The 14,285-nt window shown below is 43.4% G+C and carries 10 protein-coding genes and 2 pseudogenes; 4 read left to right on the forward strand and 8 right to left on the reverse strand.

Features of this window, described 5'->3' with window-relative positions; genetic code table 11:
* Positions 1-2: 2 nt before the first annotated feature.
* Genes HMPREF3108_RS08950 through HMPREF3108_RS08960 form a run of 3 tightly spaced genes read right to left on the reverse strand, consistent with a single transcriptional unit; the run spans position 3 to position 3,245 of the window.
* Entirely contained in the window at positions 3-2,336 is a 2,334-nt protein-coding gene (locus HMPREF3108_RS08950; protein ID WP_070494308.1) for an endonuclease MutS2, read from the reverse strand.
* A gap of 55 nt (positions 2,337-2,391) precedes the next feature.
* Positions 2,392-2,940, reverse strand: a complete 549-nt coding sequence (locus HMPREF3108_RS08955; RefSeq protein WP_070494461.1) for a CvpA family protein — start codon at positions 2,938-2,940, stop codon at positions 2,392-2,394.
* Positions 2,940-3,245 carry a hypothetical protein gene (locus tag HMPREF3108_RS08960; RefSeq protein WP_008808274.1) on the reverse strand — a complete coding sequence of 102 codons (306 nt, stop codon included), beginning with the start codon at positions 3,243-3,245 and terminating at the stop codon, positions 2,940-2,942. Before HMPREF3108_RS08960 ends, HMPREF3108_RS08955 begins: the two co-directional genes overlap by 1 nt.
* A 149-nt stretch (positions 3,246-3,394) precedes the next feature.
* On the opposite strand from HMPREF3108_RS08960, the gene rnhC reads away from it, so the two are divergent.
* From rnhC to HMPREF3108_RS08975, 3 genes are all read left to right on the forward strand, one after another.
* Positions 3,395-4,285: a ribonuclease HIII gene (gene rnhC, locus HMPREF3108_RS08965; RefSeq protein ID WP_070494309.1), complete on the forward strand. Its 891-nt coding sequence runs from the start codon at positions 3,395-3,397 to the stop codon at positions 4,283-4,285.
* Positions 4,286-4,288: 3 nt separating this feature from the next.
* Positions 4,289-4,891: a signal peptidase I gene (lepB, locus tag HMPREF3108_RS08970; protein WP_061599787.1), complete on the forward strand. Its 603-nt coding sequence runs from the start codon at positions 4,289-4,291 to the stop codon at positions 4,889-4,891.
* A gap of 94 nt (positions 4,892-4,985) precedes the next feature.
* Positions 4,986-7,340: an SF1B family DNA helicase RecD2 gene (locus HMPREF3108_RS08975; protein WP_070494310.1), complete on the forward strand. Its 2,355-nt coding sequence runs from the start codon at positions 4,986-4,988 to the stop codon at positions 7,338-7,340.
* 53 nt (positions 7,341-7,393) lie between these two features.
* Here HMPREF3108_RS08975 and HMPREF3108_RS08980 read toward each other — a convergent pair.
* The 5 genes and pseudogenes from HMPREF3108_RS08980 to dinB form a co-directional block, all read right to left on the reverse strand.
* Positions 7,394-8,031: pseudogene (locus HMPREF3108_RS08980) on the reverse strand (TetR/AcrR family transcriptional regulator).
* Between the two features lie 75 nt (positions 8,032-8,106).
* Complete coding sequence (locus HMPREF3108_RS08985; protein WP_070494311.1) at positions 8,107-8,853, reverse strand: CPBP family intramembrane glutamic endopeptidase; 747 nt, start codon at positions 8,851-8,853, stop codon at positions 8,107-8,109.
* A gap of 45 nt (positions 8,854-8,898) precedes the next feature.
* Complete coding sequence (locus HMPREF3108_RS08990; protein WP_070494313.1) at positions 8,899-9,693, reverse strand: CPBP family intramembrane glutamic endopeptidase; 795 nt, start codon at positions 9,691-9,693, stop codon at positions 8,899-8,901.
* Positions 9,694-10,011: 318 nt separating this feature from the next.
* The gene (locus HMPREF3108_RS08995) at positions 10,012-10,326 is read right to left on the reverse strand and encodes a hypothetical protein (protein WP_061594398.1); all 315 of its coding nucleotides are present in this window, start codon (positions 10,324-10,326) and stop codon (positions 10,012-10,014) included.
* A 211-nt stretch (positions 10,327-10,537) separates the two neighbouring features.
* Entirely contained in the window at positions 10,538-11,602 is a 1,065-nt protein-coding gene (gene dinB / locus HMPREF3108_RS09000) for a DNA polymerase IV (protein ID WP_070494315.1), read from the reverse strand.
* A 249-nt stretch (positions 11,603-11,851) separates the two neighbouring features.
* On the opposite strand from dinB, the pseudogene pflB reads away from it, so the two are divergent.
* Positions 11,852-14,167, forward strand: a pseudogene (gene pflB / locus HMPREF3108_RS09005) (formate C-acetyltransferase).
* Positions 14,168-14,285 lie beyond the last annotated feature (118 nt).

The following is a 14,285-nucleotide window of genomic DNA, read 5'->3' on the forward strand; positions in this document are numbered from 1 at the left end:
TCTTACTTAAATATCACAATCGTTGCACCGCTACCACCGGCATTTTGCGGAGCATAGCCGAAAGACTTAATGTGCTTGTTGCGGCGGAGGTATTTTGTCACCCCTTCACGGATGACACCAGTCCCGATACCATGGATAATATCCACTTGAGCCATATTATTAAGAAGGGCCTGATCGATAAATTCATCTAGCTCTTTCATAGCTTCTTCGTAGCGTTTGCCTCGCAAATCCAGTCTAGCTCTTGGTCCAGCAGTATTAGCTCGCTTGACCACATTGACCTGCTTGCGCTTAGGTTGTTGCTCTTTTTCAGCCTTGAGAAGATTAAATTCCTGCTCCTCTAGAGTCATCTTAATGAGACCTACCTGAGCTTCCCAGCGGCCGTCCTTGAGCTGCTTGACCAAGGTTCCCCGCTGACCATAGCTAGTGACTAGGATATCGTCTCCCACCTTGGGCGCCCGATGTTTCTTAGCCTGCTTGAGCACCTTATTCTTTGATAAATCAACCGTTTCTGGTGCCAACTTTTTGAGTTGAGACTTGGCTTCGATAATCTCATGAGGTTTGAGACTGGACTTAGCATGGAGATTTTGGAGAATGCTCTCACTCTCTGATAGAGCCAAATCAACGATTTCCTGAGCTTCCAAGCGTGCCTTATTGAGTTCGGTTTCTTTTTCTCGGTTAAACTCATTGTAAAGTTTTTTGAGGGCTCGGTTAAATTTGAGATTTTCCTGCTCCACCTCGCGGATATTATCCAAGCGCTTGCGACTTTCCAGCGTCTGCTCTTCCAGGCGCTCAATAATCCGATTGACATCGCTGTCTGTGTTGGTCTGCTCTTGGGCATGGCTAACGATAAGTTCAGACAAGCCTAAGCGGCGAGCGATTTCAAAGGCATTAGAACGACCAGGCACTCCCTGCATAAAGCGATAGGTCGGTCGCAAACTATCAGTATCAAATTCCATGCTGGCATTTTCCACCCAGTCCGTCTCAATCCCATAGGCTTTGAGCTCAGGATAGTGGGTCGTCGCCATGGTTTTAATCTGTCTTAGCCACAAATCTTCCAAGATAGCAATAGCCAGAGCCGCTCCCTCCTGAGGATCAGTCCCAGCTCCCAGCTCATCCAGCAGAACCAGACTCTCGCTATCAACCTGCTCTAAAATAGAGACGATATTGGTCATGTGGCTGGAGAAAGTCGACAGGCTCTGCTCAATGGACTGCTCATCCCCAATATCTGCAAAAATCTGACTGAAAATCCCGACGCGACTTCCCTTGTCCGCCAGAATCGGCAGACCTGATTGGGCCATGATCTGAGCCAGACCCAAGGTCTTCAACATGATGGTCTTACCACCGGTATTTGGTCCGGTAATGACAATCTCTGTCAAATCAGGGCCGAAATGCAAATCATTAGCTACTGCATTTTGAATCAGGGGATGACGAACCTGTAGCAACTGAATGGCTTGTGTATCGGATATGACTGGTACTACCGCTCCTCGTTCTCGCATAAAGGCTAACTTGGCCATCACTAAGTCAAGATGACCGATGATCCAAGCATTGTTGGCAATTTCAGCTGCATGAGGGCGAATCATAGCAGATAGTTCTTGCAAAATTCGCAAGAGTTCGTACCGCTCGTCCGCCTTGAAGTTAGAAATTTCCTCGTTGAGGTTAACCACTGCTCTTGGCTCGATATAAATGGTCGTTCCACTGGCAGAAATGTCATGCACCACTCCTGGAATCCGATTCCGATAGGTGTTTTTAACCGGCAGCACATTGCGGCCATTCCGGCTGGCTACCACCTGGTCTGCTAGCATATCTCCCTTGTTCTTGAGAATTTCTTGCAAAAGATCTCGTACCTTGCTTTCATTCTCTTGGATCTTGCGACGAATTCTCCCCAGTTCTTCACTAGCAAAACTTTCAATAAAGCCCCCGTCGTTGACAGCTAACAGACTCCCTTGAATAGCAGGGAAATCGACTAGATTTTCAAAAACACGGTTCAATTCTTGAAGTCGAACATTTTCTAAGTCATTATAAAAAGTAACCAGGTCATGCGAAACGCGCAAAACCTTTTTTAAAACAAGCAGTTCCTCAATATTTAGATCACCATCAAGCTCCAAACGCTTAGTAATAGCAGTGATATCCTTGGTTGCCGCCAAATGAAAATGCGGATCTTCTACTAAAATCTGCTCCATGTCTGCAACTTCCAAAAAGGCTCTCTCAATCGCCTCTTTTTTTGTGGTCGGCTGTAAAACTTGTAATTCTAATTTCCCCTGCTCCGTTTGTAAAGAGCCTTGGAATAAGTCTTTTATTTTATTAAATTCTAAGGTTTCTAAAATTTTTGTATTCATGATAATATCTTTTTCTAGTGAAAAAGAACCCAGCTAGTAGGCCAACTGAGTCCTTTTATCCAATCACCTTGGTAACCCAAAAATACTTCAGGAGACTAGAGGTAATTGGGGTATGGTTAATAATGAAGCTAGCTAGACCACTGTGATTTAAGCGATCTTGAATTAAAGCTAGTGGTACAGTAGCGAAAATCGTTAGGAACATTTCAATGGCAAATAAGGAAATGAGAACAGCAATTGCACCGCTTGCAACATTATACCAACGAGAATCCGTATTCCCTTTAGGTACTAAATGGATAAAAATCCCAATGAAGCGACCAATCGCATAAACAAAAGTGTAAATGATGAAAAAAGCTAGGCCAGCGTAGAAGACTTTATCTAAATGAAAGAGCTGATTGTTAGGAAAATAATACGTTGTAGCTCCTTCTATCGCACTTGAATAAGGGACCCACAAACTTAAAAAGCGGGCTAAACCTTGGTAAGATTGACTAGCGATAAAAAAGGCTACAATAGCTGATAGTAAATAATAAGCCTGAAGAACAATCCCTCTAGAGTAGCCAATATAGAAGCTCCACGCTAGAATTAGTAAAATTAGTAGTGAAATAATCATAAAGGCCCCTCTGTTTGTAAAGATTTTTCTTTTATTTCAGTTAGGGCTTTTCGACGCAAGCTTTCTAATTCTCTTTCCTTGTCATCAAATTCAATTTCACGATTTAACTGAGTTGACAGACTATTAATAGCAAGCAAAATAGCCAAGGTTTCATCATCCGCTTGGGGCATTCTTTCCTTGATTGCTTGGTATTTTTCTGTCGCGACCTTTTCGACTTCCTCCATAAACAGATTATCAAAACCTGTTGTTAAAGTCATGGTCTTCTTTCCAAATGTAAACTTATATCGATTCAAATTTGCCATAAAATCACCTCGTTATATTATACCAAATATCAAGCCTTTTGTCAGGTCAGGGCCACCCCTCTATCCTGCTTTTCTAAAATATACTTGAAGATAAAAAGTCCGTCAATCTTTTTTTCAACTTTACTCTTTTTTATGTTAAAATAGAAGGCATGGGACAATTCACCTTAACACCGAGTGAGCAGGAGATTCAAGCATTTCTTAAGCAATATAAAAAACATCTCAGCTCTAGTAAAAATCCTTATATCCGTTATTTTTTCCGTTTGGAGCAAGCAACAGCCAGCGTCTATACTTCTGGTAAATTAATCCTTCAGGGAGAGGCGGCAGATAAATATACTCCTTTTTTCAAAGAGACAGCAGATATCACCCAGCCTCCACAGAAAATCACCTACCAAGCTATGATAGGAACGGATGAGGTTGGTAATGGTTCCTATTTTGGTGGTTTAGCTGTTGTGGCTTCATTTGTCACTAAAGAACAGGAGGATTTTCTCAGAAAATTAGGTGTCGGAGATTCTAAAACCCTGACGGATCAAAAAATTCGCCAATTAGCTCCTATCCTAAAAGAAAAAATCACCCATCAAGCCCTGCTCTTATCACCTAAGAAGTACAATCAAGTCATTGCTTCGGGTTACAATGCTGTTTCGGTCAAGGTTGCCCTTCACAACCAAGCCATCTATCTCTTGCTAGAAAAAGGAATAAAACCTGATCAAATCGTAATTGATGCCTTCACTAGCAGTACCAATTACCAGCGTTATGTCAAGCAAGAGCGAAATCAAGTTAGTCAGGCGATTCATTTAGAAGAAAAAGCCGAAGGAAAATACTTAGCTGTGGCTGTCAGCTCCATCATAGCCCGCGATCTTTTCTTAGAGAATCTAGAGATTCTGAGCCAGGAATTAGGCTACCAATTACCAAGCGGAGCAGGAGCTAAAAGTGATCAAGTGGCCAGTCAGATTTTGAAGGCTTATGGTATGGCCGGTCTTGAAACAAGCGCCAAGCTACATTTTAAAAATACTCAAAAAGCAAAACAATTACTAGAAAGGTAAGTTATGTCTAGTTTTAAAAAATTTATGAAAGAATGGGGATTTTTCATCCTCTTCATGGCTACTTTGCTCCTCACCCGCCTCTTCCTCTGGTCCCCATTTTTGGTAAGTGGCCACTCAATGGACCCGACCCTTGCCGATGGAGAGTATCTACTCGAAGTCCGCTATCTACCCATCGATCGTTTTGATATCGTTGTTGCTAAAGAAACAGATGAAAATGGGAACGAGAAACGGATTGTCAAACGAGTGATTGGTATGCCTGGTGATACCATCAAATATGAAAACGACCAACTCTATATCAATGGTAAGAAAACTGATGAGCCATACTTAAAAGAATATATTTCTAAATTTAAAAAGGACAAATTGCAGTCGACTTATTCTTACCGGAAGATGTTCCAGCAAATCGCTGAACAAGCCAACTCTTTCACTCAGGACTCTCTAGGTAACTCAACATTCACTGTCGAAGTTCCTAAGGGACACTATTTCCTTCTAGGAGACGACCGACTCGTTTCAAGAGATAGCCGAGAAGTTGGAAACTTCAAGGCCAGTCAAATTGAAGGAGAAGCGAAATTACGCTTCTGGCCACTCAATAAGATCGGTATCTTCTAAGTACCATTTGTTAAGCAAATAAGAATCAAGAAATAAAAAAGGCAGGACAGCAGGTTTCATTGGCTTGTCTGCCTTTTTTTCTAGGATGAGAGGTATGGAATTCTATTTTTCAGGAACCGTCGAACGCATTATATTTGAAAATCCCAACAATTTCTTTCGAATTTTGTTACTGGATATCGAGGACACAGATGCAGAATTTGATGATTTTGAGATTATCGTGACCGGAACCATGGCCGATATCATGGAAGGACAAGACTATACCTTTTGGGGAACTCTTGTCCAGCATCCCAAATACGGGGAACAGCTAAAAGTAACTCGCTACGAAAGAGCAAAGCCAACTAGTAAGGGCCTGGTCAAGTATTTTGCTAGCGATCATTTTAAAGGGATCGGTGTTAAGACCGCCCAAAAGATAGTAGACCTCTATGGTGATAATACGATTGACCAGATCTTGGCTGATCCTAGCCGGCTCGTAAGTATTAATGGCCTTTCTGCAGTCAATCGGGAAGCCTTCGTCAGCAAACTTAGACAAAATTACGGCACAGAGATGTTGCTCTCTAAACTCGCTGAATATGGCATTCCTAATAAATTAGCCTTGCAGATTCAAGATACCTACAAAGAAGAAACGCTGGAAATTGTCCAAAAATATCCGTATCAACTAGTTGAGGACATTCAAGGTATTGGTTTCAAAATAGCTGACCAGTTGGCCCAGCAACTTGGTATTGAAAGCGACGCTCCAGAGCGTTTCCGGGCTGGACTTGTTCATACCCTTTTCAGCCAGTCTATGGAGACAGGTGATACTTATATAGAAGCACGTGACTTACTATCCCACACCATTGATTTGCTGGAGAATGCCCGTCAGGTTGAACTTGACCCTGCCTTGGTAGCGGATGAATTGGCCCACCTCATTGAAGAAGATAAGATTCAAAACGTTGAAACAAAAATCTTTGAAAACAGTCTTTATTTCGCCGAGGAAGGTATTCGTAGTAATCTGATTCGGATTCTAGAAAAAGGCAAACAAGAAACCTTTGATGCCCCAAAACTCGAAAGTATTATCGAACAAGTCGAGCAAGATTTAGGAATCTGCTATGACTATATTCAAAAGAAGGCCATCTGCGATGCCATTAATCATAAGGTGTTTATTCTGACGGGTGGGCCGGGAACTGGTAAAACGACCGTTATCAATGGCATCATCGCTACTTATGCTGCTCTTCACAAACTAGATTTAGCTAAGAAACAGGAATTACCTATTCTGCTTGCTGCTCCGACTGGACGAGCTGCCCGACGAATGAATGAATTAACTGGACTGCCCAGCGCTACTATTCACCGGCATTTGGGGATGACTGGAGATGACGATACCAGTCATTTAGATGACTATTTGGATGCTGACTTCATCATTGTGGATGAGTTCTCTATGGTCGATACTTGGCTGGCCAATCAACTGCTCAGCAATATTTCTTCCAACAGTAAGATCCTCATTGTGGGGGATGCTGACCAGCTTCCGTCTGTCAGTCCAGGTCAGGTTCTGGCCGACCTTTTAAAAATACCTCTCTTACCCCAAACTAAACTAACAAAAACCTACCGGCAAGGAGAAGATTCAACAATTGTTACCCTGGCCAGTCAAATCCAGCAAGGGATTCTGCCAGCTGATTTTACTGAAAAAAAGGCGGATCGTTCCTATTTCGAGGCGTCTGGCGAGTATATCCCTGATATGATTAAGAAAATCGTAGCCGCTGCCATTCGTAGTGGCATCCCTGCCCAGGACGTCCAAGTCTTGGCCCCTATGTACCGAGGACCCGCGGGAATCGACCAGATCAACCAACTCATGCAAGATTTAATAAATCCATCAGAAAAAGACCAACTGGTCTTTGAAGCGCCAGACTGCCAATACCGGCAAGGGGACAAGGTCATTCATCTGGTCAACGATGCTGAAAGCAATGTCTTTAACGGCGATCTGGGCTATATCACCGACCTCTTGCCTGGCAAATACACCGACTCTAAGCAAGATGAACTTACCATCAGCTTCGATGGAAATGAAATCGTCTACCAACGTAGCGAGTGGTACAAGATCCGCCTAGCCTACGCCATGAGCATCCACAAGTCTCAGGGAAGTGAATTTCCGGTAGTTATCTTGCCCATCACCAAGAGCAGTCACCGGATGCTGCAGCGCAACCTCATCTATACTGCTATCACCCGCGCCAAGAGCAAGTTGATCTTACTTGGGGAAAAAGTAGCCTTTGACTATGCTGCAAAAAACACTGGCACCGCCCGCAAAACCTATCTGGTCGAGCGTTTTGCTGACCTAGAAGCCCCACAGGAACTTAGCTACACTCCTGTGGATAGGTTGGAAAAAGCTGTGGAAAACTATGTCTTGACAGAAGAAAATTTCCTGAAAATCGACCCCCTAATCGGCCTGACCGAGGAAGATATCCACAGTATATTCAGCACATAAATAAAAAGGCTGGGACAGAATTAAATTTTTTAGTTCTGTCCTATCGCCTTTTTTTATGCCTTATTTTTCTGGCTAAAGAGCTGCAGGAGCTCATCATTAAAGATACCCATGCCGACCGAGGTCATCATAAACTGCAGAAAATGGAAGCGTTCTGGCAGTTTTTCAGGATCGCTTTCAAAAACGGTCCCATGCATCCAAAAATTCACCAGTAGCAGAAAAACTTCCGCAGCCTGGTCCGGATACTGGGTTTGAAGGGAGCCATCTGCCATCCCTTTTTTGATAATGTCACTGACCAGAGGGGCGCCTATCCGCAGATTGTCCCGCATCATGGTCAAAATAAAGCCTGCGTCCTTCTCATACTCACCCACAATGCCGTCCGTAGCCCGGGCTGTCTGACTTTCCAGATTAGACTTGAGGATGGTCTGCAGCTGCTCCCTGCCAGTCAGATTTTCCGTAGCCTTGAGCCACTGCTTCATCTCTTCTTCCATCAGCTCCTGCCGGCTCCTAATCACCGCCAGGACAATCTCATCTTTTGACTTAAAATGATGATAGATAGCCCCCTTGGAGATGCCCGCCGCTGGGCGATATCCTGCATACTAGTCTTTTCGGACCCCTTTTGGATAAAGAGCTGGGTCGCTGTATTTAAAATTTTTTCTCTCATGGCCTGGGATTTGTCTTTTCGCTGCGCCATTCTGTTCCCCTTTGTTTCTAGTATAGCTTTATTCTACCAAAAAAGCCGGAGAAATACAAAATCTTAAAAATATCTTTAAGCCTTGTCTTGCTGATCCCTTTGATACCAAAGATAGATACTGTAAGCCGTCATCAAGATATAGCCTAGGAAAAAGAGCGGATTTTCCGTCCCCTTCCCCAGGAAAATGCCTTCACCAATGGTATTGATGGCCCCGTGGAAAAGAACACAGTAAAGGATGGACTGACTGACCTTGTAAAGAGCCGCTAGCCAGAAACGGGCGAGCAGGCAGGCGGCAGTAAAGACTAGAAAAGAAGTCCCTGCCTGACTGCTGCCGGGCATAAAGAAGAGGGGCAGATGCCAGACAGCCCAGATTAACCCAGTTGTTACAGTTGCCAAAGGGAAGGGCAGGATCTTCTCCAGACTTGGCTGCAGGAAGCCCTGCCAGCCAATCTCTTCATTGCCGCCTGTCAGAAAAGTCGTCATGAGAAAAAGCAGAGCAATCCTGAGGGGGCTAAAACCAGGCAGGAGCGGGCTCCAAAAGACTATGGAAAGGGTATAAAGAATTGTCAAAATCAAGAGATGGACCCAAGTCCTTTTTCGGGCCAATCCGATAGAAGCCAAGAGCTCCTTGAACGATTTTCCTAAGACCAGTTTGGCTCCAATGGCCGGGCCAAAAACACCAGCGATGGTTAGGAGCTGGGAAATAATAGGAATCCTCAGGAAAGCCGAAGCCAGCCAGGCAGACCAGCTGATACCAAAGGTCCAGGCCAGAAAGGGCAGGATATGCCTTGTCTCTGGCTCTACATGTGTTTGTGTTTTCATATGATTACTCCTTTTTCTTTGGCAGAAGAGCGATCGCCAAGATTTTTAGCCTGCATCTTTCTGAATTCCTTTCCGATTGCCCTTCCAATACCACCAACCGACCAGCAGGGCGGTCATGACCAGATTAGCAGCCTGGAAGCTGAGATACCTTCCGCCATTTGTAGCACTGCCGACAATCGTCGCCTGAGCAAAGTTAATGCAGCCGTGAAAGACCATGCAGGCAAAGACAGAGGCCGTCTGCTTGTAGAGAACCGCCAGACAGAAACTGAGCAAGATACCAAAGGAGAGATAGAAGGGCAAAGAAACCTGACTTTGACTCGTTCCCGGAATCAGCCAGAGGGGCAGATGCCAGGTCACCCAGACCAGAGCTGTGATGACAGTTGCCAGAGGGAAGGAGAATTTTTTCTCCAGAGCCGGCTGCAGCACTCCCCGCCAGCCCAGTTCTTCATTCCCTCCCCCAGCAAAGGTGACAAAGGTCCAGCCCAGAGGAAACATCAGAACGGCATTCAGAGGTGGCAGGGCTGGATTGGCGATAAAAAGGGGCAAAACCCGAACCAGACAGAAGGCCAGCATATAAATCCACCAACCCTTAGCATGAGAAAAGATAAAGTCCAGCATCTTCTTAGGATGAGAAATTTTGAGGCTGATAAAAGTTCCCAAGGACGGTCCGAAGCCCCCGATGAAATTGAGAGCAAGGCCCAAAGGCTCAGCCCCGCTGGTCAGCTTCAGGGCGGTTAAAATATACTGAAGCAGCCAGGCTCCCCAGGTAATGCCAAAAGTCCAGGCCAGAAAGGGCAGGATATGCCTTGTCTCTGGCTCTACATGTGTTTGTTTGTTCATACGATAACTCCTTATCAAATGTAGAATAGTGAAAAGTCATCCGAAAACTGGACAAAGGCATCCTTTACTCTCAGTCTTTCAGATGATTGCCTGTTTTGAAACGCAGATTTTTAAAATCCGACCATTCGGTTTGTTTTGTTATAAAAAATAAAGACCTGCGCCAAATAGAAAACGTAGTCTTTTAGTCCTTGCCTAAAATAAAAAGCAAAGATAGACTAAATAATGCTAAAAGTTATGTCAGCACCGTTTAGCTACTGCCTGCTGCTTTTAGTTTCTAAGTTGTCCTGACTCTGATGCTTAAAACAGGTCATCTCTCTGCTACTTGCTCCTTTCTTTATTTTGCAATCGCCGGATATGCCAGAGATTGGAGGCAAGGCTCAGACCGCCTACTGCCATAATACCCAGTCCTCGCCATGGGCTAAAGACAGAAGTCAGCAAGCCACCAGCAAGGACAGCATATCCAGCTTTGACTCCCCACTTAGAATAGCGTATGCCATTCTCACCCTGTGACATCTTTTTCAGCTTTTCTGCATGCTGCTGCAAAAACTCTTTCTGACCTTCCAGCTGCCGATCCATCTCCTGATTCAACTTGAGAATGTGCTCGCTTGTTTTTTCTACTACAGATTTCTTCATTTCTGCTCCTTTCTTTTAAAAACCGACCAGACGGTTTTTTATTTTATAAACTCAGTATAACAGACACAGAAAACTTTGTCCAGTATTTTTTCAAAAAAGATTATTTTTAGTCAATGAAAATTATCAGTCAACTTAGAAACTTGTCACAAGCAACTCTCTCATACTAAAAACAATATATAAAAAAGCCTGGTAATGAACCAAGCCTTTATCTTTATTCAAACCCCGTCACTGTCAGTCCTAGCAGACGAATACCTCGTGGTTGTTCTTCCAAGCTATCGTAAATCTCATGAGCCGTTCGCTCGATTTGCTCCTTGTTTTGAGTGGCTAGATTCAAACTTTTTCTTTTAGTCAAGGTTGAGAAATCGGCATAACGGATTTTCAGAACGATAGTTCGTCCTTTCTTATCATGCTTAGTCAAGCTATTTTCTACCTTCTGAGCCAGCAAGGTCAGCTCTTTCTTGATATCCTCCTCACTATAGAGCAGTTTGGCATAGGTCCGCTCCTTCCCAATCGACTTACGGATGCGGTTGGATTTGACTGGACTATTACTGATGCCACGCGCTTTACGATAGAGATCAAAACCAAAGCGACCAAACTTATCAATCAGGGTCATTTCTGGTATCTTGAGCAGATCTGCACCGGTATAAATACCCATGTCATGCAGGCGCTGGACGGTCTTTTTGCCGACTCCGTGAAACTTGGCAATATCCATAGGCGCCAGAAAGGCCTCTGCTTCCTCAGGTAAAATAACAGTCAGACCATGAGGCTTCTCATAGTCGCTAGCGATCTTGGCAAGAAATTTATTATAAGATACGCCCGCTGAGGCTGTTAGTTGCAGCTCCTTCCATATATCGTGCTGAATCAGCTTGGCTATTTTGACTGCAGATTTAATCCCAAGCTTGTTTTCCGTTACATCCAGATAAGCCTCGTCGATGCTCATTGGCTCAATCAAGTCTGTATAGCGTCTAAAAATCTCTCGGATCTGCAAACCGACCGTCTGATATTTTTCGTAATTTCCCGAAATAAAAATCCCTTGTGGACATCGTTCGTATGCTTCCTTGGAGCTCATAGCAGAATGGACACCAAACTTTCGTGCTTCATAGTTACAAGTAGAGACGACGCCACGACCACCTGTCAAGCGTGGATCACTGCCGATGATGACTGGATGCCCCTTTAGCTTAGGATTATCCCTGACTTCGACCGCAGCAAAAAAGGCATCCATATCAATATGAATGATTTTTCTTGATGTGTCATTAATTAAGGGAAAAATCAACATTCCAGTCGCCTCTTATTCTTGTTTTCCAATTCTAGTATAACCTTTTTCTCATATTTGCCCAACTATTTGCTGAGAAATTTCTCTCATCCATCTATATAGTACACTTTTGGGGATTTCAGACAACTGTATTATAAAAGAAAAGGCTTACATATCCCGAAAACACTTTGTGTAAACGATTACTCTGTGTTATACTTTAACTATACAAATGTAACAGATACTTGTTACTAGAAAGATAAAGAGGAATTTAACATGGTTGTTAAAACTGTTGTCGAAGCACAAGATATTTTTGACAAGGCTTGGGAAGGCTTCAAAGGTGAAGATTGGAAAGAAAAAGCAAGTATTTCACGCTTTGTTCAAGCTAACTACACTCCTTACGATGGAGATGAAAGCTTCTTAGCAGGTCCAACTGAACGCTCTCTTCATATTAAAAAGATTATTGAAGAAACAAAGGCTCACTATGAAGCAACTCGTTTCCCAATGGACACTCGCCCAGCTTCTATTGCAGGTATCCCAGCTGGTTACATCGACAAAGATAACGAACTAATCTATGGTATCCAAAACGACGAACTCTTCAAATTAAACTTCATGCCAAAAGGTGGTATCCGTATGGCTGAAACAACTTTGAAGGAAAATGGTTATGAGCCAGATCCAGCTGTTCACGAAATCTTTACTAAGTACGTGACAACAGTTAACGATGGTATCTTCCGTGCTTACACTTCAAACATTCGTCGTGCTCGCCACGCTCACACAGTTACTGGTCTTCCAGATGCTTACTCTCGTGGACGTATCATCGGGGTTTATGCCCGTTTAGCCTTGTACGGTGCTGACTACTTGATGGCTGAGAAAGTGAATGACTGGAATGCTTTGACAGAAATCGATGAAGAAACTATTCGCCTTCGCGAAGAAGTCAACATGCAATACCAAGCACTTGCTGAAGTTGTTAAATTAGGTGACCTTTAAGGAGTTGATGTTCGTCGTCCTGCCTTCGATACTAAAGAAGCTATCCAATGGACAAACATTGCCTTCATGGCAGTCTGCCGCGTCATCAACGGTGCTGCAACTTCTCTTGGACGTGTGCCAATCGTTCTTGATGTCTTTGCCGAACGCGACCTTGCTCGTGGCACTTACACTGAAAGCGAAATCCAAGAATTTATCGATGACTTCGTTTTGAAACTTCGTACTGTTAAATTTGCTCGTACAAAAGCTTACGACCAACTTTATTCTGGTGACCCAACCTTCATCACAACTTCTATGGCAGGTATGGGGAACGATGGGCGTCACCGTGTTACTAAGATGGACTACCGTTTCTTGAACACTCTTGACAACATCGGTAACTCACCAGAACCAAATTTGACAGTTCTTTGGACTGACAAATTACCTTACAACTTCCGTCGCTACTGTATGCATATGAGCCACAAACACTCTTCTATCCAATACGAAGGTGTAACAACAATGGCGAAAGATGGATATGGCGAAATGAGCTGTATCTCATGTTGTGTATCTCCACTTGACCCAGAAAATGAAGAACAACGCCACAACATCCAGTACTTCGGTGCTCGTGTAAACGTTTTGAAAGCTCTTCTTACTGGTTTGAACGGTGGTTATGACGATGTGCATAAAGACTACAAGGTATTTGACATCGATCCTATCCGTGACGAAGTTCTTGAATTTGAATCAGTTAAAGCTAACTTTGAAAAATCACTTGACTGGTTGACTGACACTTACGTAGATGCTTTGAACATCATCCACTACATGACTGACAAGTATAACTACGAAGCTGTTCAAATGGCCTTCTTGCCTACTCACCAACGTGCGAACATGGGATTCGGTATCTGTGGTTTTGCTAACACTGTTGATACATTGTCAGCTATCAAGTACGCTACCGTTAAACCAATCCGTGACGAAAATGGCTACATCTACGATTACGAAACAATCGGTGAATACCCACGTTGGGGTGAAGATGATCCTCGTTCAAACGAATTGGCTGAATGGTTGGTTGAAGCTTACACAACTCGTTTGCGTAGCCACAAACTTTACAAGAACGCTGAAGCTACAGTATCACTCTTGACAATCACATCTAACGTTGCTTACTCTAAACAAACTGGTAACTCACCAGTCCACAAAGGAGTATACCTCAACGAAGACGGTACTGTGAACTTGTCTAAACTTGAGTTCTTCTCACCAGGTGCTAACCCATCTAACAAAGCAAAAGGTGGCTGGTTGCAAAACTTGAACTCACTTGCTAGCTTGGACTTCAGTTACGCAGCTGACGGTATCTCATTGACAACTCAAGTATCACCTCGTGCGCTTGGTAAAACTCATGACGAACAAGTAGACAACTTGGTAACAATCCTTGATGGTTACTTTGAAAATGGTGGACAACACGTTAACTTGAACGTTATGGACTTGAAGGACGTTTACGACAAGATTATGTCTGGCGAAGACGTTATCGTTCGTATTTCTGGTTACTGTGTAAATACTAAGTACCTCACTCCAGAACAAAAAACTGAATTGACTCAACGTGTATTCCACGAAGTCCTTTCAATGGATGATGCTTTGAGCTAATAAGTCATTAAATTAAACTATAAAGGAAGATTGGTTTATTTCCAGTCTTCTTTTTTGATTTTACATGGAATTTTTATGAAGAAGCTTCTGAATTTTGCTATAATAGAAGAAAGTTTAG

Source organism: Streptococcus sp. HMSC10A01 (assembly GCF_001807785.1).
Lineage (GTDB): Bacteria > Bacillota > Bacilli > Lactobacillales > Streptococcaceae > Streptococcus > Streptococcus gordonii.